Here is a 19303-nt window from a genome sequence, read left to right on the forward strand (position 1 = left end):
ACCGGATGACGTGTTCGCTCTCCACATGAAGGAGACGCACACCCCATCAGGGTTGCTGCTTCACAAGAACGACTTTTCTCAGAGCCGCATCAGGGCCCGAGGTTCTCCAAAGCCAGACGGGCGGCGCGTTCCGGGACGCTCCGCACGGTCTCCGACACCTCCGAGACCCCGGTCAGGTAGTACTGAATCTCCAGCAGGAGTCTTCCCGAGCGCACCTGGACGAAGGACTCGGCGCTGGTGAACGTGCCGCTCACGCTGGTCTCCTTCGCGAACGCCTCGTCTCCCAGGCCCGTCAGGTCACGGGGAGCGGAGTCCACGGCGGTGACGACGGGATCGGAGCCGACGCCCGAAGAACCCGCGGCCTGACGCTTCAGAAGCGCGAAGGTGTCCTTCGCGAGTTCCTCCCCCGACTTGTCTCCCCGTGGCTCCAGGAGCCGTACCTTGATCTGGAGTCTGCCCTCCGTGGCGCTCCAGACGCAGGTGATGGAGTCATTCGGGCTGCCGGAGGAGGAGCCCACCAGCTCTTTCGACTGCTCAGAGGTGAGCAGCGTGCAGGGATCTCCGGGTACCGCGGTGATACTCGGGGAAGGCACGGCGACAGGAGATGACGGGGGCGCTTCTTCCCGCGGGGTCCCATCCGGCCGGAAGAGAAGGTACCCCGCGACGGCCAGCAGCAAGACGGCCAGCCCTCCGGCTCCGGCGGGCAGCAACCACCCTCGTTGCCGGGGAGACGGCATTCCCGGAACGGTCGGAGAGGCTCCGGGAAGGAACGGATGCCCGCCGGGAACGGCCGAAGGGGCACGGGCGGACGGAGTCACCCCCGCCACCGTCTCGAAGGCCCGCCGGATCTCCGCGGGCACCGGCCTCCGGTGCGGATGGCGGTCCATCATCGCCACGAGCACGGGCCCGAGCACCGGCCCGGCCAGCCGGGGCGGCGGCACGTCCTCGGTCAGGACGGCCCCGAGCATCGCCAGCGCGTCGGGCTTCTCGAACGGGCGGCGGCCCTCGACGAGCGCGTACAGGGTGGCGCCGAGCGACCACAGGTCCGACGAAGGCCCCGCCTCGTGCCCGTCCTGGAGCCGTTCGGGAGCCATGTAGCCGGGCGAGCCGATGATCCCCTCGGTCGAGGTCAGCCGGTGGTCGCCGGAGAGGGTGGCGATGCCGAAGTCGGTGAGGATCGCCCGGTCCCCGCTGAGCAGCACGTTCGCCGGTTTCACGTCGCGGTGCAGGATGCCGCGTTCGTGCGCCAGGCACAGCGCCTCCAGCAGCTGCAGGCCGATCCCGGCGACGCGCTCGGGCGGCAGCGGGCCCCGTTCGACCCGGACGTGCTCCAGGGACGGCCCGTTGATGAGGTCCATCACGATCCACGGCCGGTCGCCCGCCTGGAGCACGTCGTGCACCGTGATGATGGACGGGTGCGGCAGAGCGGCGGCGGCGCGCGCCTCCCGCAGGAGGCGTTCGCAGAAGTCGGCGCGCTGCCCGGCGTCGAGCCCGGACGGCAGCCGCACCTCCTTGACCGCGACGGTCCGGCCGAGGAACTCGTCGCGCGCCCGCCAGACGTCGGCCATGCCGCCCTGTCCGAGGCGGCTCTCCAGCCGGTACCGTCCGGCCAGCAGTGTCCCCTCAGCCACGGAGCATCGCCTCGGCCATCCAGTACGCGCCCTGGAGGGCGGCGTTCTTCACCCGTTCTTCGTCCTTCTCGTCGCTCTTGCTGCTGCGCCGCACCTCGATGGACCCCACCGCGTCACCCATCCGGAAGAACACGGTCATCCGGGTGAATCCCCCGCCTCTCGAGCTCAGGCTCTGGAACGCCTCCTTCTTCAGGAAGGCCTCCTCGCCCAGGCCGGGCACCGAGTCCGCCGACGCGAGGAACCCCACGCTCCTGCGCTCTCCGGAGAGCCTCCCGCGCGGGTCGTCGCTGAGCTCCACCTCGACCCGCAGGTCGAAGCGCAGCCCGCTCGGCAGCCCCGGATCGGAACTCCACATGCACACGCCCCGCTCGCCCGGCTTCCCTTCCTTCGGCAGGACGGCCAGCCGCTCCACCTGCTCGCCCGTCAGCAGCGCGCAGGGGTCGGGCAGGCTCGTGAAGTCCTTCGTCTTCCCCTGCGGCGGATCTGGTTTCACCAGGTTGACCGTGACGGGCACGACCACGAGGGCGAGCGCGGCCGCCATCAGCCCGAGCACCGGCGGACGGAAGCGCCACGGCTCACCGGCCTTCCGCTTCTTCGGAAGGAACGCTTTCAGCTCCCTGCGCAGCCGTGACGCACTGGGCCGTACCGTCGGATCCGGATGCAGCAGCGGCAGCAGCACTCCCCCGAGCCGGGGAGCCCGCACCGGAGGCAGGGCCTGCCCGTACCGGATCGCCTCCGCGGTGGGGAACGGCGACCTGCCTTCGAGCATCGTGGAGAGCGTCGCGGCGAGCCCCCACAGGTCGGAAGCGGGCGTCCGTTCGGCTTCGGGCGGCAGGTACGCCCCGTACGGGCGGCTCATCCCGAACCCCAGGAGCTTGATACGCCCGTCGGTGGACCGTACGACCGCCGGAGGCTGGACGCCTCCGTGCACCACGCCCAGCGCGTGTGCCGCGGTCAACGCGTCCAGCAGCTCCAGACCGAGTTCGGCGACCTGCTCCTCCGCGAGCACGCTCCCGGTCTCGAAGATCTCGACCGGTTCGGTGACGGCCCAGGCCCCGTCGTCCTCGGTGACGACGTCGTGGACGATGACGGCCGAGGGGTGCCTCAGCGCCGTCGCGACACGGACGGCGGGCAGTTCCTCCTCGGCGATCCGGCGCACCATGACGTCGCGCTGCAGCAGCTCGTCCACCGCCCGCCAGGCGGTCTGCGCCTCGTCCAGCGGCTGCATCAGCCGGTAGCGGCCCATCAGTGTCGTCATCGGGCTCATCCCGTCCGCTTCAGCGACTCGCCGACCCAGGCCGCCGTCTTCTCCGCGCAGGAGGCCAGCTCCCGGGTGACCTGGTCCTTCTCCGCCGCCGCGACGTCTTCCTCGCCGCACTCGATGGTGGCGACGAGGTTGCTGACGGCGACCGCCGCGTGTCCTATGGAGCGGGAGCCGTCCGTCCACTGCTCGTTGTAGGCGACGCCCTGCTCCCCCGCCTCCGGCAGGTCCCGCACCTGGGAGGCGGTCCTGCTCGACGAGCTTTCCCTGGTGACGTCCGCCTTCAGAGCGGCCAGGAACCCGCGGGCGGTCTCAGGGCCGCTGCCGAGGGGTCCCGGCTTGTAGGGCGAGAGCTCGATTTCGACGGATCGCCCGTCCCTTCCGGAGGGACTGAGCCGGCAGCGGGCGCCCAGCGACTGCCCCGAGGTCGTGCGGTCTTCCCGTTGGAATTTCGGCACGAGTTCTTCCGCCTGCTCGTCGGTGAGCAGATCGCAGGCGCGGGGAGACGTGCTGAACTTGCCGGGATCCGTGGCGGCCGTGAGCTTCTCGAAGGTCGGCGGGGTCTCCGGTTCGGTGATCAGCGCCGTGGCGGTCGCCGCCACCGACGCGATCACCACCGCGGAGCACGCGGCCAGCAGCGCGAACGTCCTCGGGCGCAGCGCCACCGCCTTGTCCCCGCCCGACGCGGGACGGGCGAGGCGTACGAGGTCGTCCTCGACTTCGACGGGACGCTGCGCGGGGTCCTTGGCCAGCAGCGCCAGCAGGACGGGGCCGAGGTCGCCGGCCTTCTCCGGCGGGCGCGGCTCGGCCGACAACACCGCGCTCAGCACTTCCATGGGGCTGTTTCCGGGGAAGGGCGGAACGCCCTCGACCGCGAGGTAGAGGGTGGCTCCGAGTGACCACAGGTCGGATGACGGCGCCGGATTCGTCGTCTTCTCGGGTGCGGCGAAACCCGGCGTGCCGATCGAGGAAGCGGCTTGGGAGCGGGCGGACACCCCTGTACCGAATCCGGTGAGCAGTCCCCGCCCTTCCGGAGTCAGCCAGACGTTCGCCGGCTGCACGTCTCCGTGCAGTACTCCCAGCGTGTGCGCGGCGTCGAGTGCGCCGGCCAGGTCCACGCCGAGCGCGGCCGTCTGCTGCGGGGAGAGCGTCCCGGGAAAGGCGTCGAGCGGCTGCCCGTGGATCGGCGGCGTGACGATCCAGGGCTTGTCCTCGTGCAGGACGGCGTCGAGGACGGGGACGATGGCCGGATGCCGGACGCGGCTCGCCGCCGCGGCCTCCCGGATGACGTGTTCGGCCAGCGTGCGGCGCTCGTCTTCGGCCAGTTCCGGCGGGAGAGGCACTTCGCGCAGGAACACCTGGCCGCCCGTCCGCTCGTCGTAGGCGAGGTGGAGGTACGCTCCCAGGCCGTGGAGGACGGCGTAGCGTCCGGCGATCTTCGCTTGCACGGTCAGCTCTTATCCAGTGCCTCGGCCACCCAGCGCGCCATCTGCAACGCGTTCTGGCGGATCTTCTGCTTGCCCTTCTCGTTCGTCACGTCCGCGTAGGTGACGTGGAAGACGAGATTGCTGACCCTGACGTACGCCTTGCTCATCTGCGCGCCCAGCCGCCCGTAGATGTCGTAGACGAAGGCCTCCTCGCCCAGGTCCGCCACCTTCTCGGCCTTGGAGGACGGTCCGGAGGTCATCTGCTCGCCGCCGATGTTGTCGTAGTGCCAGATGATCTTGTCGCTTCCGTCCTCCCTGGCGCGGAGCCAGAACAGGTAGAGGTCACGGGCCTGGCTCGGCGAGGTCCCCGACCAGGGGTCGCGGCCGTCGGTGTTCGTCTGGACCTCCACCGAGACGCCCGATCCCGGCGCGTCCCAGGAGCAGGCCGCGGTGATGGAGTCGCCGGACGGCCGGCCCTCGGCGCGGGGATAGTTCGGGATGATCTCCCGTATCCGCTCCACCGGGACCAGCGAGCAGAAGTCCACCGGCACGGTGAACCTCGCCTCGTTCTCGGGTGCGGCAGGTGTGGCGGGCGCGGCGGGCGCCGAGGACGTGACCGGCGCGGAGGACGTCGGCGTACCGCCCGCCACGACGGCCGGGGAGCGTTCGTCGGTCGCCACGACGACGGCGGCGACGAGCGCGAGCACCGCGGCCGTGACCACCGCGCCCGCCAGGAACGGCTGACGGCTCCGCCCGGGCCTGCGCAGCGGGGCGGGGACGGTGGGCGCCTCGGCCGGCGCCCGCGGCGGAGCGGCGGGAAGCCTGATCTCCCCCGTGGCCTCTCCGGCGGCGACCCGTTCCAGGGCGCGCCGGACCACGGACGGCTCGGGCCGGGCCAGGGGGTCGCGGGCGAGCGTGTGGACGAGCAGCGGCCCCAGCTCGCCGGCCCGCACGGGCGGGACGGGATCGCGGGTGAGCACCGCGGCCAGCACCGCGACGTGGCTGTCGCCGGGGAAGGGCGCGCGCCCCTCGACCAGCCGGTAGAGGGTGCCGGCCAGCGACCACAGGTCCGACTGCGGGCCCGCCTTCTCGCCGCGCAGCCGCTCGGGCGCGATGTGTCCGGGCGAGCCGACCAGCATGCCCGAACGGGTGATCGTCGCCTGGCCCTCGACGGTCGCGATGCCGAAGTCGGTGAGGACCGCCCGCCCGTCCGAGGTCAGGAAGATGTTCGCGGGCTTGATGTCGCGGTGCAGGATGCCCTCGGCGTGCGCGGCCTCCAGCGCGGCCAGCACTTCCGCGCCGATCCGCGCGACCTGCTCGACCGGCAGCGGCCCCTGCCGCTCCAGGACCCGGTCGAGGGAGGCGCCGTCCAGGATCTGCATGATGATCCACGGGCGGCCGTCCTCGACGAAGGCGTCGTGGACGGTGATGATGCCGGGGTGCCGCAGCCGCGCCGAGGCCTGGGCCTCGCGGACCGCGCGGGTGCAGGCCTCCGCGCGCCGGGCGTCGTCGTACTCGGCGTCGAACCGCAGCTCCTTGACCGCCACCTCGCGGCCGAGCGTCTCGTCCCTGGCCCGCCAGACGGTGCCCATGCCGCCGCTGCCCAGGGCCTCGAGCAGGAGGTAGCGGCCCGCCAGCCTTCTCTCGCCGTCCTCCGCGCTCATGCCGGGCATCCTATTCAAGATCACCCAAGATCATTACAACTTTCGTCAATAACGATGATCACCCCAAAAGGGTGATAACCCTGCGTTACGGGTAGGGATCCGGTACGAAGCGGCTATCCGGTGACGGGGGTGCGGACATGACTCAGCCCATCGTGGTGGGCGTGGACGGCTCGTCCGAAGCCCTCCAGGCCGTGGACTGGGCGGCCGACGAGGCGCGGTTCCGGCGGGCGCCGCTGCGGATCGTGCACATCGCCCTGCGCTGGGAGTACAGCGCGGGCGCGCCGCCCGAACCCGGCCTGGACGCCGCCCGGCCCGAGGCCGCGGCCCTGCGCGTCCTGGAGCTCGCCGAGGAGCGCGCCCGCGCACGCGCGCCCGACGTGGACGTCTCCACCCGCCTCGGCATCGGCCACGTGCCCCGCACCCTGCTGGACGAGGCGCACGACGCCGTCCTCCTGGCGGTCGCCTCCCGGGGGACCGGCGCGTTCAGCGGCATCATGCTCGGCTCGGTGAGCCGCCAGGTGGCCGAGCACGCCTCCTGCCCGGTGGTCGTGGTGCCCCACCACACCGACCCCGAACCCCGGTACGCCGAGATCGTCGTCGGGCTGGACGGCTCCGAGCCCGCCATGTACGCCGCCGAGTTCGCGCTGGAGGAGGCGGCCATGCGCCAGGTCGGGGTGCGCGCCCTCCACGTCTGGGAGCAGCACTCGGCCGCGCCGCGCGCCACCCGCCCCGCCTCCTACAGCGAGGTGTCCGTCGACCAGGAGGGCATGCGGATCCTCGTGGAGTCCCTGGCCCCCTGGAAGAGCAAGTTCCCGACCGTGCCCGTCGTCGAGCAGGTCGTCCAGGGCCGTACGCCCACCGAGGCGCTGTCGGCCGCGACCGTGCGCGCCGCCCTGCTGGTCGTGGGCGCCCGCGGCCACGGCGGGTTCTCCGGGCTGCGCCTGGGCTCGGTCAGCCACGCGGTGCTCCAGCAGGCCCGGGGCCCCGTGGCGATCGTCCACTCCTGAACGCCCTGTACGTCCTGTACGCCATGAACGCCGAGGGCCCCGTCCCGGTCGCACCGGGACGGGGCCGCGCGCCTGGCGGCCGGGATCAGCCGACCGGCATGGCGCTGCCGGTGCGCATGGTCTCCCGCTGCTCGTACATCTCCTCCACGTCCGTGCCGCGCCAGTGCTCCTCCATCCGCATGGCGGTACCCAGCGCGAAGAAGGTCGGCGCCCACTCCCCGATGAAGATCCCCCAGCGGTCGGCCCGATCGATCCCCGCGGCCTCCGCCTTCTTGGACAGCATCCAGGATGCGAAAGACAGCCCGATCGACGCGAATCCCGCGGTGAAGAGCATCTGCGAGGTGACACCCTTCTGGTGCATCATTTTGAGCATGCTACGAACCCCTTCATCGATCTTGGATGTGCCCTAGGCGTGCCCGACGCCCGCTCCCCGTAAGCCAGGCCACCCACCAAATCGACGCAAACCCAGAGAAGACCCGGAGCCGGTCACCTCACCCGGAAGCTTATGATCTTGGACTTCGCGGGTGCGTGGCTCCCGTTGCCCGGCCACACCAGCCGCAGCGCACCGCTCTTCTTCGGCCGGAAGACCTTGGTGAACCGGCCCGAGCCGTTGGTCCGCACCTTGGCCGCCAGCGTCCACTTCGCCTTGCCCGCGGGCCGGTAGTAGATCTGCACCGGCCGCCGGGCGAGCCCCTCGTAGCCGCCGGCCACCGCCACGCCCTGGAGCCCTCCGCCGACCTTCAGCTTCCCGCCCTTGCGCACGGCCTTGGGCTTGACCGACAGGGCGAGCCGGGTGGCGGCCCGGAAGGAGAACGTCCCGGTCGGCCCCTCGACGTTGTCCCCGGTCGCCTCGTCGATCGCCGACGACTCCACCCGCCAGGTCCCGGGCACCGCGTTGAAGGCGTCGAACTTGACGCGGCCGGTCCACACCCCGTCGTTCTCGGGGTCGGTGAGGTTGAGGTAGTTGTAGCCGATGCCGCGGTTGGCCTTCATCTCCACCAGCACGGTGTCGTCGAAGAAGTCGCGCGGTCCTTCGAAGTCCAGGGAGACGTCGAGCCAGGTGGCGCGATCGGCGCGGATCAGCGCGGGGCTCGGCGTGACGCGGATGGACGGGGCGCGGCGCTCCGCCGCGGGCTCGGCCTGCGCGGGGACGGCGCCCAGCGGGACGGCGATCACGGCGGCCAGGACCAGTGCGCACCCGGTTTCGCGCTTCATCGGTGACTCCAGCATCTGCAGCGGGGAACTTTCGTTTCCCGACTCAAGCGCCACGGCCGCCGCGAAGTTGGATCACCTGACACAGAGATCGACTTTTTCTCCCGGAGGCCCCCTTCCGTTGGGGAAGCGGGCACCGTGCCGCATCATGGACGGGTGACGCCGAAGCTGCTGGCGGTGAGCGACCTCCACGTCTCCTACAAGGAGAACCGGGAGATCACCGCGAAACTGACGCCGACGACGCCGGACGACTGGCTGATCGTCGCCGGGGACGTGGCCGACAAGGTCTCGGACATCGAATGGGCGCTCTCCCTCCTGGCGGAGAGGTTCGCGCGGGTCGTCTGGGTCCCCGGCAACCACGAGCTGTGGACGGTCCGGGACGGCGCGGACGGCCTGCGCGGAGTGGCGCGTTATGAGCACCTCGTCGAGCTGTGCAGACGGCTGGGAGTGCTCACCCCCGAAGACCCGTACCCGCTGTGGGAGGGGGAGGGAGGGCCCGTCCGCATCGCGCCCCTCTTCCTCCTGTACGACTACTCCTTCCTGCCTCCCGGCTGCACGACCCGGGAGGAAGGGCTCGCGTACGCGATGGAGACGGGCGTCGTCTGCACCGACGAGCGGCTGCTGCACCCCGACCCGTACCCGAGCCGCGAGGCGTGGTGCGCGGCCCGCGTGGCGCTCACCGAGCGGCGGCTGGCCGCCTGCGACACGGACGTCCCGCTCGTCCTGGTCAACCACTACCCGCTGGTCCGCGACCCCACGGACGTCCTGTGGTACCCGGAGTTCGCGCAGTGGTGCGGGACGACGGCCACCGCCGACTGGCACCGCCGCTTCAACGTCAAGGCGATGATCTACGGGCACCTGCACATCCCGCGCGAGACCCGCTACGACGGCGTGCGCTTCGAGGAGGTCTCGCTCGGCTACCCCCGGGAGTGGAAGAAGCGTCCGAAGCCCCCGCAGCTGCCTCGGGTCGTGCTCTAACGGCCCGCAGGACGGATCTCGGCGACCAGGGCGGTGGCGTTGTCCAGGCCGCCGAGGCGCTCGGCCCTGCCGACCAGCGCGGCGGCCAGCGCCGCGGCCGACTGGTGCAGGCCCGCCAGATCCACGAGGTCGCCGGCGAACCAGTCCTCCTCGCCGAGGGCCGCGCCGTCGCTGAGCAGCACGAGCATGTCGCCGGGCACCGTCTGCAGCTCCGCGAGGAAGGGCTGGTCGGCGTACCCGCCGAGGTTGCCCAGCAGGATGGAGCCGCCCATCGTCGCCGAAGGGTCGGTGAGCAGGGACTCGGCGAGCACCGTCTGGTCGGGGTTGAGGCGGAAGGCCGTCCGCCCGCCGAACGGCAGCATCCGCACCAGCCACGCCGGGCTGTCCCCCACCGACAGCAGCGCCGTCCTCCCGTCCGGGCGGATCGCCGCGAGCAGGGCCGTGGAGGCTCCCCTGCCCTGGCCGACCACGGCCGCCTCCGCCGCGTCCAGTGCCTCTTCCAGGTCGTACCCGGTGGTGAAGTACTCCTGCAGCGCGGTGACGGCCGCCCGTGCCGCGCGGGCCCCCGACCCGTCCCCGGGCCCCGTCACCCCGTCGCAGACGGCCAGCGCGACCACGTCGTCCACACTGCGGACGGCGGTGAACGCGTCCTCGTTGTCCCACTCGGGGTCGCCTTTGGCCTTCCGCGACCCCACCGCGGTCTCGGCGGCGAGCTGTACCGAGACGCCCTCGTCCCACGGGCGGGTCACCGCCGCCACCACGCCGCCCGGATCGTTGCCCGCCAGCAGCGCGCGCACCACCGCGTCCAAGCCGTGCGGAGCCCGTCCCGCGTGCAGTTCCAGCAGCATCAGGGTGTCCGTGAGATCGCGCGGCGCGCGTCCGACGGCGAGCTTGACGAGCCCGCAGATCACCGACCAGACGTCACGCGCCCGCGCGCCGGGCGTCTCCGGGACGGGCTCCTCCCCCATCCCGTACGGCGGAACGCACAGGATCTGCCAGCCCTGATCCGGCCCCCAGCGCAGCGAGCCCGGCCACAGGAAGCCGGGCCCCGTCCGCATGACGCTCTCCGAGAGCAGCGGCCACAACGAGGCGAGCTCGCCCATCAGCCGCTCCGGGGGCAGCCCCTCCGGATCGCCGAGGGCGGGCAGCGGTTCTTCGGGCCACTCGACGTTCACTTCGGCACGCACCGGCCCACCCCGCTCTCGGAACATCCGTGATCAAGCGCTGCTCATGCCGTCTCATAGTGGTACGGCGGACGGGCGCGGGCAAGGTCGACTTCAGGTCTGTTCTGTGAGCGCTCGCAATGCCGCGATGAGCCGGTCGACGTGTTCGTCCGTGGTGCCGAGGCCGATGCTCGCCCGCACCGCGGTGGCGTCCGGGTCGGTGCAGCCCTCCGCCCTTCCGGTGCCTCCGACGAGGTGGCGGACGAGCGGATGCGCGCAGAATTTCCCGTCACGGACGCCGATGCCGTGCTCGTTCGAGAGGTACTCCGCCACGGAACGCGCAGGATGCCCGGCCACGGTGAAGGAGACGATGCCGACACGCGGGTGGTCGGCCCCCCACAACGACAGTTCGCGCACCTCCGGAAGCTCCGCGAGGCCGGCGCGAAGCCTGCCGAGCAGCCGCTCCTCCTCGGCGACCAGGTCATCCCAGCCGGTGAGCGCCGTGCAGGCGGCGGCCAGGGCGATCGCTCCGAGCACGTTCGGCGTCCCCGCCTCGTGGCGCTGCTCGGCGTCCGAGGCCCATTCGACGCGGCCTCCCGAGCCGACCTTCCGGCTCGCCCCGCCGCCCTTCAGGTACGGGTCCGCGGCCCGCAGCCAGTCCGCACGGCCGGCGAGGACGCCCGCGCCGAACGGGGCGTACAGCTTGTGGCCCGACAGGGCGACGTAGTCGAGGTCGCTCGCGTCCAGCGGACGGTGCGGGGCGAGCTGGGCGGCGTCCACGGCGATCCGCGCGCCGTTGCGGTGCGCCACGTCGGCGAGCTCGTGGACGGGCCACAACTCACCCGTCACGTTCGAAGCCGCCGTGACGACGAGCAGGCGCGGCCCCTGCGGGCAGGCCTTCAACGCCGCGTCGGCCGCCCGCAGCGCCTCGATCGGACTCGCCGGGACGGGCAGCCGCACGGCACCACGCCACGGCAGCTGCGTGGCGTGGTGCTCGGACTCGAACACCACCACGGACGTCGGAGCGGGAAGCGCCCGCGCCAGCAGGTTGAACGAGTCGGTGGTGTTGCGGGTGAAGACGACGGCCTGCGGTCCGCCGAGGAACGCGCGGACGCTCTCCCGCGCCTCCTCGTAGGCCCGTGTCGTGACCTGCGAGGCGTATCCGGCGCCCCGGTGCACGCTGCTGTAGTACGGAAGCGCCCGTGTGACGGCCTCCTGCACGCTCTCCAGACACGGCGCCGAAGCGGCGTAGTCGAAGTTCGCGTACGGCAGGAGACCCGTCGGCACGGGCACCGGGCTGTCAGCGCCGACGACCTTCGGAATGCAGGTGAGAACGGACATGACCCAGCCTCCAGGGTTCCGGGGACCCCGGACCGTGTCAGGTGGGATCCGCGCTTGCCGGACACCCTTCGCGCCCGGCCGGGTCGTCACCCGGACCACCCCGCCGCGGAAGGAGGGTTGGCGGCCAGCAAGCCGGGGCTTGACGCTGGCACTCATGACCTGGGGGCGAATATAGCAAGTCTCAGCGGAGACCGGTGAACAGATCGTCCTCTTTTTCCGGGCCTTCTCCGCGGACCCGGATGAACGACTCCGCGCCGAAGACCAGCGGCTTCGCCTCCTCGGGAAGCATCAGCAGGAAGATGCTGTCGGTCTGGCTGGCGTGCGCCTGCAGCGCCTTGACCTTGGTGTCCGCGTACTCCGCGACGTCGACCGTCGTGGTGATGACCTCGTCGGAGACGCCGAAGTCCAGCGGCTCCGTCATGCCCATCTCCTCGGCCAGGCCGCTGGACTCGAGGTAGTCGAACATCGCCTGGAAACCCGACTGGGGGACGGCCGTGTAGTAGAGCTTGTCCGGGATACCGGTCCTCTCGGTGGCCGCGACCGCGATCCGGTGCGCCTGGATGTGGTCGGGGTGCCCGTAGCCGCCGTTCTCGTCATAGGTGACGACCACCTGCGGCCGGTACTTCTCCATCAGTTCCGCGAGCCTGCCCACGGCCGTGTCGAAATCGACGTTGGCGAAGGAGTCCGCGGCCTTGTTCGCCTCCCAGCCCTCCATTCCGGAATCGGCGTAGCCCAGCAGTTCCACATGCTCGATGCCGAGCAGCTCCGCGGACTTCTCCAGCTCCCCGAGCCGCAGGGCGCGGACCTCCGCGGGGTCGTGGCCCGGCTCTCCCGGCTTCACCCCGCCCGGGGCGTCGCCCTGCTCGCCGTTGGTGCAGGTCACCAGCACCGTGCGGATCCCGGCGGCGGCGGCCTTGGCGAGCACCCCGCCGGTACTGATCACTTCGTCGTCCGGGTGGGCGTGTACGGCCATCAACGTCAGCATGGGCTTCAGCGTACGTCGATCGGCTTCCAACCCGTCACCTTCTTCTGCCACACCTCGGTGCCCTTGTACCTGGCCGCGACGGTGCCGTCCTTCTTCGCGGTGAACAGACGCGAGTAGCGGCCCTTCGCGTTGGTCTTGACGACCGCTATCCGGACGCCTTTCTTCTTCCCCTTGGGCTTGAACCAGATCTCGATCGCCTGCCGCTTCAGAGGCGCGAACTCGCCCTTCTTCCCCAGTGCCGTCAACCGGCCCTGGACCTTGATCTTCGCGCCCTTGCGGACGGTGCCGGGCGTGGCCGCCACGTTCAGCCTGGCGGCGCGGCGGACCGTCAACGCGTTCTTGAACGCCCTGGACTGGAACTTGTAGTAGGCGTCCTTGGAGGTCCCGTCCGTGGCGGCGACCTCCAGCGTGTAGCGGCCGCCCCAGTCGCCCTTGTCGAGCTCGGCCGTTCCCCGCCAGACGCCGTCCCCCGCGGTCCCCGAGACCCGCTTCAGATCGCTGACCAGGGCGAACCCGCCGCCTCCCACCCGTTCGAGGGTGACATCGACATCGGTGATCCGCGTGCCGGTGACGGCGACCTTCACCTGCACCTTCGTCTTCTTGCCGGGCACGATGACGGGGTTCCCGTACGCCTTCCCGGCACGGACGGTCAGCGGTCCCGCCGCGTGGGCGGGCGCCGGAACGGACAGAGCGGTGGCGAGCACCGCCAGGACGAGGGGGGCGACGGTACGCATGCCGGGGAGTCTAAACGCTGATTTCTCCGCCCTTCCCCACCTCTCTGATCCACATCTGCAGCAGCAGCATCAGCTCCAGCCTGACCTCGGGGTCCTCGAAGTCGAAGCCGAGGACCTCCTGCAGCTGCCCCAGCCGGTACCGGACGGTCTGCGGATGCACGCACAGCCCGGCGGCGGCGCCGGTGGCGTTGAAGCCGTTCTTCAGGCACTCCAGCAGGGTGACGGCCAGCCGCAGCCCCTGCTTCTCCCCCGCCTCGGCCAGCGGGGCGAACCGGCGCGCGGCCACCAGTGAGGCCAGTTCGCGGCCCTCCTGCAGCAGCAGCTCGGGGAAGTGGTCCTCGGCCCGGACGAGGAAACCGGCTTTGCGGGTGGCGCGGCCCGCGACCACCCCGGACGTGATGAGCTCCAGGGTGCTGCGCGCCCACCGCAGCGACGTCCCGGCCCGGTCGGCCGACACGGACGGGCCCATCGCGCCGGTCCAGCCGGCGAGGTTGGCCGCCAGCTCGTCCACGCGTCCGGGGCCGTCGGGATCGGGCACCACCAGGCAGAGGACGCCCTGCTCGTGCCCGCTCAGCAGGTGCGGCGGCAGCCCGGCCGGGCCCTCGCCGCCCTGGCGGGGCAGCAGCACGACCACCGCGAGGCGCTGCGGCAGCGGCCACCCGGCCAGCGCCGACTGCTCCCTGAGCACCTCGGGAGCCGCCGGTGGATCGACGAGCAGCAGGCTGAGCAGCCGCCCCCGGCGCTGCTCCCGTTCGCCGGCCGCCTTCTCTCGCGCCCTGGCGTAGCCGTGCGCGGCGGCCGAGGCGAGCTCGTCGAGGAAGGCGAAGTTCGCCTCGGCGAGCAGCCTGACGAGCGTGTGGGACTTGCCGAGCCGCTCGGCCTCCACCGCCAGATGGCGCCAGGCGATCCGAGAGGTCACCCGCATCGCGTTCTGCAGGTGCTCCAGGCTCCGTCCTTCGACGGCCTCGCCGTAGCCGACGTCGAAATAGACCTGGTGGACGTCCTTCCAGGAGACCTCAGGGTCGGCGATCATCGCCACGAAATGGTTGATCGCGTACTCGACCGCCTGCGTCACGATCGCCTCGTAGACGGCGTCGCCGGGCCGGGCGTACTCCGGGACATGGCGCTGCACGCCCTGGACCATCATCTCGAGCAGGTCCGGAAGGTGCGGGCGTATCCATTCGGCCTCCTCCCTGGGCAGGTTCCGCCAGGGTTCGGCCACCAGCTCGTGGTTCTCCGTCAGCGTCACGCTCGCGACGGTAGAACCGCTGTGGCCGAGGGGCAACTCAGCGTCATGATGCCGCGGATCCAGCGCTTTGTCAGAAATTGATAAACACCCCGCCACCAGCGGTTCCACTCATCCGGCAACGAGGCGGGCGAGAGTTTTTCTCCCCTGTCCGCATACCTTCCGTCCACCGCCTGACGGACATTCCTTGGCAGGTTCCCACCCCCCATGGAGTGTCCGCATGAAACGTCTCTCCCTTCTGGCCGCCGCCGTGGTGGCCGCGTCCGCGCTGGTGGCACCGGGTTCGTCCGCCGCGGCCCCGGCCGGATGCACCGCCTCCGAAGGCGACATCTTCGCTCCCGCCGCGCCGCTCTCCGGAGCGAACGGCGAGCTCCTCGCCTGTCGCGAGGTGACGCTGCCGCACGTGCCCGGCAAGATCCCGATGAAGGCATACCAGGTGCGTTACGTCTCCTCCGACCTGCGGGGGAAGAAGGTGCCGGTGACGGGCTTCGTGGCGATCCCCACCGCCGCCTGGACCAAGAGCGCGCGCCGACCGACCGTCGCGTTCAACCCAGGCACGCTCGGATCGGGCCCTCAGTGCGCCTTCTCCAAGCAGATGACCGGCGCCTACCAGGACGCCTACGAGGGCGACCAGATCGCCGAGTTCCTCAAGGCCGGTTTCGCCGTGGCCGCCACCGACGGCATGGGCTACACCGACGGCGGCGTCCACACGTACATGATCGGCCAGAACGCCGGGCACTCCCTGCTGGACATCGTCCGCGCCTCGCGGCAGATCCCCGGCGGCACGCTGGACGCGCAGGGCCAGGTCGCCGTCTCCGGCTACTCCGAGGGCGGCGCCGCCTCGCTGTGGGCGGCGCAGGTCGCCTCCTCCTACGCGCCCGAGCTGAAGGTCGTCGGCGCCGCGGCGGGCGGTGTGCCGGGCGACCTGAAGATGACCGCGGCGAAGCTGAACGGCGGCCCCTTCGCCGGCTTCCTCGCCGACGCGGTCGTCGGCCTGCACGAGGCCTACCCGACGCTCCCGTTCGACGAGCTGATGAACGACACGGGCCGCAAGGCCGTCCAGGACGTCAAGGAGAACTGCCTGTTCGGCACGCTCGGCGCGTTCCTCGGCAAGAAGGTCGAGAGCTTCACCACCCAGAAGTACACCCTCGACCAGCTCTACCAGCTGAAGGACGCCGCCGGCCTCTCGTGGGGCCAGGCGGTCGAGGAGCAGAAGCTGGGCGTCGGCATCGGCGGCCGCTGGTCCGGCGCCAAGTGGAAGATCGACTTCCCGACGTTCCAGTACCGGGGCGCGCTGGAGGAGATCATCCCGGTGGAGACCCAGGAGGAGACGCGGCGGCTGTACTGCAAGGCGGGCATCCCCACCAGGTTCAAGAACAGCTACGCCGGTGAGCACCTGCTGACCGACGGCATGGCCAAGAAGGACGTCACCGACTGGATCGCCGACCGGTTCGCCGGCAAGTTGATGATCGGCAACTGCCCGCTCCTCTGACGGGCGCCGCGTCCACGGCCCCCGCCTCGCGCGCGACGAGGCGGGGGCCATCGCCTACTTGTGCACCTTCTTGGAGGTCGTCTTTTTCTTCTTCTTCTTGCCGGAGGAGTCGTCCTCCCACTCGTAGCCCGGAGTGTTCTTCTCGCAGAAGCTGTTGGCCACGACGGTGTCGGTGGCGTCATGTTCGCACCAGCGGTCCGACTTGTCGGAGCAGGCGGTGAGGCCGCTCGCGACCACCGCGAGCGCGGCAACGGAGAGAGCGAGCCTGCGCATTTCTTCACCTCTTCGGCATCGGGGTAACGCAGGGAACGTTAGTGTCCGCATGTCCCGATCCGCCAGGGACCGGACTCCCGATCCTGCCGAGCAGCCGGTCCGCTGTCACGAGGATCGCGCCGAGGAGGAAGAACAGTGTGGCGTAGGTGACAGCGTTCACCGCCACCCCGGCGTAGCCGAGTTCCACCACGTCCAGGAACGGATACGGGTAGCGCAGTGCCCCGGATGTGACGAAGAGCCCACGGACGATCGCGAAGGCGAAGTACCCCAGCGGGTAGATGAGCCAGAGAAGCGCGTGAACGTAGCGCAGGGACCCGTGCCTGGTGAACACCAGCCAGCCCAGCAGCCCCAGAAGAGGGGTCGCGACGTGCAGAACGGCGTTGCTGAAGGCGGCGTATCCGTGCTTGGGCCCGGCGGTGGGCGCCAGGACGACGTTGTAAACGAGCCCGGTGATGCAGATGAACAATATGGCCGAGGTGAGTACGGGAGCGGGCAACTCTCGTCTTCCACTCCATAGCCGCCATCCGGCGAGGGCCGCGACGATCCCCAGGTAGACGTTGCTCTGGTTCGTGAAATAGACGACCTGGTCCTTCTGCCCGTGGGCGATGAGGCTGGCCGTCTCCCCCAGCACGACCAGGACCGCCAGCAGGGACCAGAAGACCGCCGCGGGAAGGCGCTTGTGCATCGCGCCAGTCTAGGGACGGGCTGTGAGAGAACGCACAGGCCGCGGGGGTGACGGATCCGCCGGAGTCGTGGTTACGGTTACGTAAGCGTAAGTTTCTGGGAGGCTTCGATGACCGTCCTGACCCGCGTCCTGTCCACCCTCACCACCCCGCTGCTGCCCGAGGACTACCTGAGCCTGGTCAACCCCCTGTGGTCGACCAGCGAGCCGCACGGCAGGATCACGGCCGTCCGGCGGGAGACCGCCGACACCGCCACCCTGACCGTCCGGCCCGGCATCGGCCTGCGGGAGCACCGGCCCGGCCAGTGGATGCGCGTCGGCGTCGACATCGACGGAGTGCGGCACTGGCGCAGCTACTCCCTCTCCGGCGGGCCCGGCACCCTGCAGATCACCGTGAAGGCCCAGGGGCTGGTGTCGGACCACCTGGTCCACCGCACCCGGCCCGGCACGATCGTGGCCCTGGGCGAGCCCGAAGGCGACTTCGTCCTGCCGCCCGAGCAGGGCAGGCCGCTGTTCGTGACGGCCGGCAGCGGCATCACCCCCGTGATGGCCATGCTCCGCGCAGGAGTGCGCGACGCGGTGCTCGTCCACAGCGCGCCGTCGAAGCCGTCCGTCATCTTCGGGCCGGAGCTGCGCCGCATGGACGGCCTCCGGTTCATCGAACGGCACACCCGCAAGGAAGGACGGCTGGAGCCGTCCATGCTCGAAGCGCTCGTCCCCGACCTGGACGAGCGCCAGATCTACGCCTGCGGCCCCGAGGAGATGCTGCGGGCGCTCGAGGAGCACTTCCCGTCCGTCAAGACCGAGCGGTTCCGGCTCGTCTCAACGGTCGTCGGGGAGGGTGGCGAGGTCACCTTCACCCGCAGCGGCGTCACCGCCGAGACCTCTGGACCGATCCTCGACGCCGGAGAGGCAGCCGGGGCGCTGCTGCCCAGCGGCTGCCGCATGGGGATCTGCTTCAGCTGCGTCGGGAAGCTCACCTCGGGCAAGGTCCGCGACCTGCGCAACGGGCAGGTCCACGGCGATCCGGGCGACCTCGTGCAGACGTGCGTCTCCGCCCCCGCCGGTCCCTGCGACATCGACCTCTGACGAAAGGACGACGCCATGAGCACCGCCACCCTGCCCACCCGTCCGCTCACCCCGTCCACCGCCCACCTCACCCCCGAGGACATCGAGGCCATCGGCGCCGAGCTGGAGGCGATCCGCGAGGAGCTGCTGGCCTCCCGCGGGGAGAAGGACGCCCGCTACATCCGCAACGTCATCAAGCTGCAGCGCGGCCTGGAGCTCAGCGGCCGCGCCATCCTGTTCGCCGGCTGGTTCCCGCCCGCCTGGATCGCCGGGACGGCCGCGCTGTCGGCGTCCAAGATCCTGGAGAACATGGAGATCGGGCACAACGTCATGCACGGCCAGTGGGACTGGATGCGCGACCCGAAGATCCACTCCACCACCTGGGAGTGGGACAACACCTCGCCCGCCGAGCAGTGGAAGCACTCCCACAACTACGTCCACCACACCTACACCAACATCCTCGGCAAGGACCGCGACCTCGGCTACGCCGTCCTGCGCATGACGCCCGAGCAGCGCTGGTCGCCCTGGCGCCTGGGCCAGCCCGTCTACGCCGCCCTGCTGGCGATGTTCTTCGAGTACGGCGTCGCGCTGCACGACCTGGAGATCGAGAACGTCCGCAACGGCAGCAAGCCCCGCTCGGAGACCCGCGCCCAGCTCAGGGCCATCGGCCGCAAGGTGCGCAGGCAGGTCCTGAAGGACTACGTGGCCTTCCCCCTGCTGGCCCTGCCGACCGGCGCCGCCCTGCCCGTCCTCGCCGCGAACCTCACCGCCAACATCGTCCGCAACGTCTGGTCCAACCTGGTCATCTTCTGCGGCCACTTCCCCGACGGCGCCGAGGTCTTCCCGCCCAGCCGCCTGAAGACCGAGACGAAGGGCGAGTGGTACGTCCGCCAGATCCTCGGCTCCGCCAACATCTCCGGCGGCCCCCTCATGCACCTGGCCACCGGCAACCTCAGCCACCAGATCGAGCACCACGTCTACCCCGACCTGCCCAGCAACCGCTACGCCGAGGTCGCCCCCCGCGTCCGCGCCCTCTGCGAGAAGTACGACCTCCCCTACAACACCGACACCCTCCCCCGCCAGATCACCTCCACCTGGAAGAAGATCATCCGCCTCTCCCTCCCCTGACCGCCCCGCGC

At 70.9% G+C, this 19303-nt stretch carries 18 protein-coding genes and 1 riboswitch; of the genes, 5 read left to right on the forward strand and 13 right to left on the reverse strand.

Translation table 11 applies throughout. The features are described from left to right. Positions 1-89: 89 nt before the first annotated feature. From ABD140_RS04300 to ABD140_RS04315, 4 genes are read right to left on the reverse strand one after another with little or no spacing between them, the layout of a single operon-like run. Entirely contained in the window at positions 90-1631 is a 1542-nt protein-coding gene (locus ABD140_RS04300; RefSeq protein ID WP_344236902.1) for a serine/threonine-protein kinase, read from the reverse strand. Next, positions 1624-2889 carry a protein kinase domain-containing protein gene (locus ABD140_RS04305; protein WP_344236904.1) on the reverse strand — a complete coding sequence of 422 codons (1266 nt, stop codon included), beginning with the start codon at positions 2887-2889 and terminating at the stop codon, positions 1624-1626. Before ABD140_RS04305 ends, ABD140_RS04300 begins: the two co-directional genes overlap by 8 nt. 5 nt (positions 2890-2894) lie before the next feature. Then, positions 2895-4340, reverse strand: coding sequence for a serine/threonine-protein kinase (locus ABD140_RS04310; protein WP_344236905.1), 1446 nt, complete (start codon positions 4338-4340; stop codon positions 2895-2897). A 2-nt stretch (positions 4341-4342) separates the two neighbouring features. After that, on the reverse strand, positions 4343-5983 hold the full coding sequence (locus tag ABD140_RS04315; protein WP_344236906.1) for a serine/threonine-protein kinase: 1641 nt from the start codon (positions 5981-5983) through the stop codon (positions 4343-4345). Between the two features lie 137 nt (positions 5984-6120). Between ABD140_RS04315 and ABD140_RS04320 the strand changes: the two genes are divergently transcribed. Further along, complete coding sequence (locus ABD140_RS04320) at positions 6121-6990, forward strand: universal stress protein (RefSeq protein WP_344236908.1); 870 nt, start codon at positions 6121-6123, stop codon at positions 6988-6990. Between the two features lie 85 nt (positions 6991-7075). On the opposite strand, the gene ABD140_RS04325 is transcribed toward ABD140_RS04320, so the two are convergent. Further along, complete coding sequence (locus ABD140_RS04325) at positions 7076-7354, reverse strand: hypothetical protein (RefSeq protein WP_344236910.1); 279 nt, start codon at positions 7352-7354, stop codon at positions 7076-7078. Positions 7355-7476: 122 nt separating this feature from the next. Further along, positions 7477-8205 (reverse strand): hypothetical protein, encoded by a 729-nt coding sequence (locus ABD140_RS04330; RefSeq protein WP_344236912.1) that lies wholly within the window; start codon positions 8203-8205, stop codon positions 7477-7479. Positions 8206-8358: 153 nt separating this feature from the next. Between ABD140_RS04330 and ABD140_RS04335 the strand changes: the two genes are divergently transcribed. Next, the gene (locus ABD140_RS04335; RefSeq protein ID WP_344236914.1) at positions 8359-9180 is read left to right on the forward strand and encodes a metallophosphoesterase family protein; all 822 of its coding nucleotides are present in this window, start codon (positions 8359-8361) and stop codon (positions 9178-9180) included. On the opposite strand, the gene ABD140_RS04340 is transcribed toward ABD140_RS04335, so the two are convergent. From ABD140_RS04340 to ABD140_RS04360, 5 genes are all read right to left on the reverse strand, one after another. After that, a complete protein-coding gene (locus tag ABD140_RS04340) occupies positions 9177-10367 on the reverse strand; it encodes a hypothetical protein (RefSeq protein WP_344236916.1) in 1191 nt (396 codons plus the stop codon). The two genes, ABD140_RS04335 and ABD140_RS04340, sit on opposite strands and share 4 nt — an antisense overlap. 90 nt (positions 10368-10457) lie before the next feature. Next, on the reverse strand, positions 10458-11684 hold the full coding sequence (locus ABD140_RS04345; RefSeq protein ID WP_344236918.1) for an aminotransferase class V-fold PLP-dependent enzyme: 1227 nt from the start codon (positions 11682-11684) through the stop codon (positions 10458-10460). 45 nt (positions 11685-11729) lie between these two features. Then, positions 11730-11844, reverse strand: a riboswitch (SAM riboswitch). A 21-nt stretch (positions 11845-11865) separates the two neighbouring features. Beyond that, entirely contained in the window at positions 11866-12669 is an 804-nt protein-coding gene (locus ABD140_RS04350; protein WP_344236920.1) for a PIG-L family deacetylase, read from the reverse strand. 5 nt (positions 12670-12674) lie between these two features. Further along, entirely contained in the window at positions 12675-13403 is a 729-nt protein-coding gene (locus tag ABD140_RS04355) for a hypothetical protein (RefSeq protein ID WP_344236922.1), read from the reverse strand. Positions 13404-13413: 10 nt separating this feature from the next. Next, a complete protein-coding gene (locus tag ABD140_RS04360) occupies positions 13414-14652 on the reverse strand; it encodes a PucR family transcriptional regulator (RefSeq protein ID WP_344236924.1) in 1239 nt (412 codons plus the stop codon). Between the two features lie 217 nt (positions 14653-14869). Between ABD140_RS04360 and ABD140_RS04365 the strand changes: the two genes are divergently transcribed. Continuing rightward, positions 14870-16141, forward strand: coding sequence for a lipase family protein (locus ABD140_RS04365; RefSeq protein ID WP_344236926.1), 1272 nt, complete (start codon positions 14870-14872; stop codon positions 16139-16141). 54 nt (positions 16142-16195) lie between these two features. Here the strand turns inward: ABD140_RS04365 and ABD140_RS04370 are convergent, their stop codons facing one another. Both ABD140_RS04370 and ABD140_RS04375 read right to left on the reverse strand, forming a co-directional pair. After that, positions 16196-16414 (reverse strand): hypothetical protein, encoded by a 219-nt coding sequence (locus ABD140_RS04370; protein ID WP_344236928.1) that lies wholly within the window; start codon positions 16412-16414, stop codon positions 16196-16198. A 4-nt stretch (positions 16415-16418) separates the two neighbouring features. After that, positions 16419-17099, reverse strand: a complete 681-nt coding sequence (locus ABD140_RS04375; RefSeq protein WP_344236930.1) for a Pr6Pr family membrane protein — start codon at positions 17097-17099, stop codon at positions 16419-16421. Positions 17100-17207: 108 nt separating this feature from the next. Between ABD140_RS04375 and ABD140_RS04380 the strand changes: the two genes are divergently transcribed. Beyond that, on the forward strand, positions 17208-18185 hold the full coding sequence (locus ABD140_RS04380) for a ferredoxin reductase (protein WP_344236932.1): 978 nt from the start codon (positions 17208-17210) through the stop codon (positions 18183-18185). Between the two features lie 15 nt (positions 18186-18200). Beyond that, complete coding sequence (locus ABD140_RS04385) at positions 18201-19292, forward strand: fatty acid desaturase family protein (RefSeq protein WP_344236934.1); 1092 nt, start codon at positions 18201-18203, stop codon at positions 19290-19292. Positions 19293-19303 lie beyond the last annotated feature (11 nt).

The organism is Actinocorallia libanotica (assembly GCF_039525175.1).
GTDB lineage: Bacteria > Actinomycetota > Actinomycetes > Streptosporangiales > Streptosporangiaceae > Actinocorallia > Actinocorallia libanotica.

Coding starts and splice junctions, on each gene's coding strand:
- ABD140_RS04305 (WP_344236904.1), bottom strand. CDS start 2,889: ATGACGACACTGATGGGCCGCTACCGGCTGATGCAGCCGCTGGACGAG.
- ABD140_RS04315 (WP_344236906.1), bottom strand. CDS start 5,983: ATGAGCGCGGAGGACGGCGAGAGAAGGCTGGCGGGCCGCTACCTCCTG.
- ABD140_RS04320 (WP_344236908.1), top strand. CDS start 6,121: ATGACTCAGCCCATCGTGGTGGGCGTGGACGGCTCGTCCGAAGCCCTC.
- ABD140_RS04325 (WP_344236910.1), bottom strand. CDS start 7,354: ATGATGCACCAGAAGGGTGTCACCTCGCAGATGCTCTTCACCGCGGGA.
- ABD140_RS04330 (WP_344236912.1), bottom strand. CDS start 8,205: ATGAAGCGCGAAACCGGGTGCGCACTGGTCCTGGCCGCCGTGATCGCC.
- ABD140_RS04345 (WP_344236918.1), bottom strand. CDS start 11,684: ATGTCCGTTCTCACCTGCATTCCGAAGGTCGTCGGCGCTGACAGCCCG.
- ABD140_RS04350 (WP_344236920.1), bottom strand. CDS start 12,669: ATGCTGACGTTGATGGCCGTACACGCCCACCCGGACGACGAAGTGATC.
- ABD140_RS04355 (WP_344236922.1), bottom strand. CDS start 13,403: ATGCGTACCGTCGCCCCCCTCGTCCTGGCGGTGCTCGCCACCGCTCTG.
- ABD140_RS04365 (WP_344236926.1), top strand. CDS start 14,870: ATGAAACGTCTCTCCCTTCTGGCCGCCGCCGTGGTGGCCGCGTCCGCG.
- ABD140_RS04370 (WP_344236928.1), bottom strand. CDS start 16,414: ATGCGCAGGCTCGCTCTCTCCGTTGCCGCGCTCGCGGTGGTCGCGAGC.
- ABD140_RS04375 (WP_344236930.1), bottom strand. CDS start 17,099: ATGCACAAGCGCCTTCCCGCGGCGGTCTTCTGGTCCCTGCTGGCGGTC.
- ABD140_RS04380 (WP_344236932.1), top strand. CDS start 17,208: ATGACCGTCCTGACCCGCGTCCTGTCCACCCTCACCACCCCGCTGCTG.
- ABD140_RS04385 (WP_344236934.1), top strand. CDS start 18,201: ATGAGCACCGCCACCCTGCCCACCCGTCCGCTCACCCCGTCCACCGCC.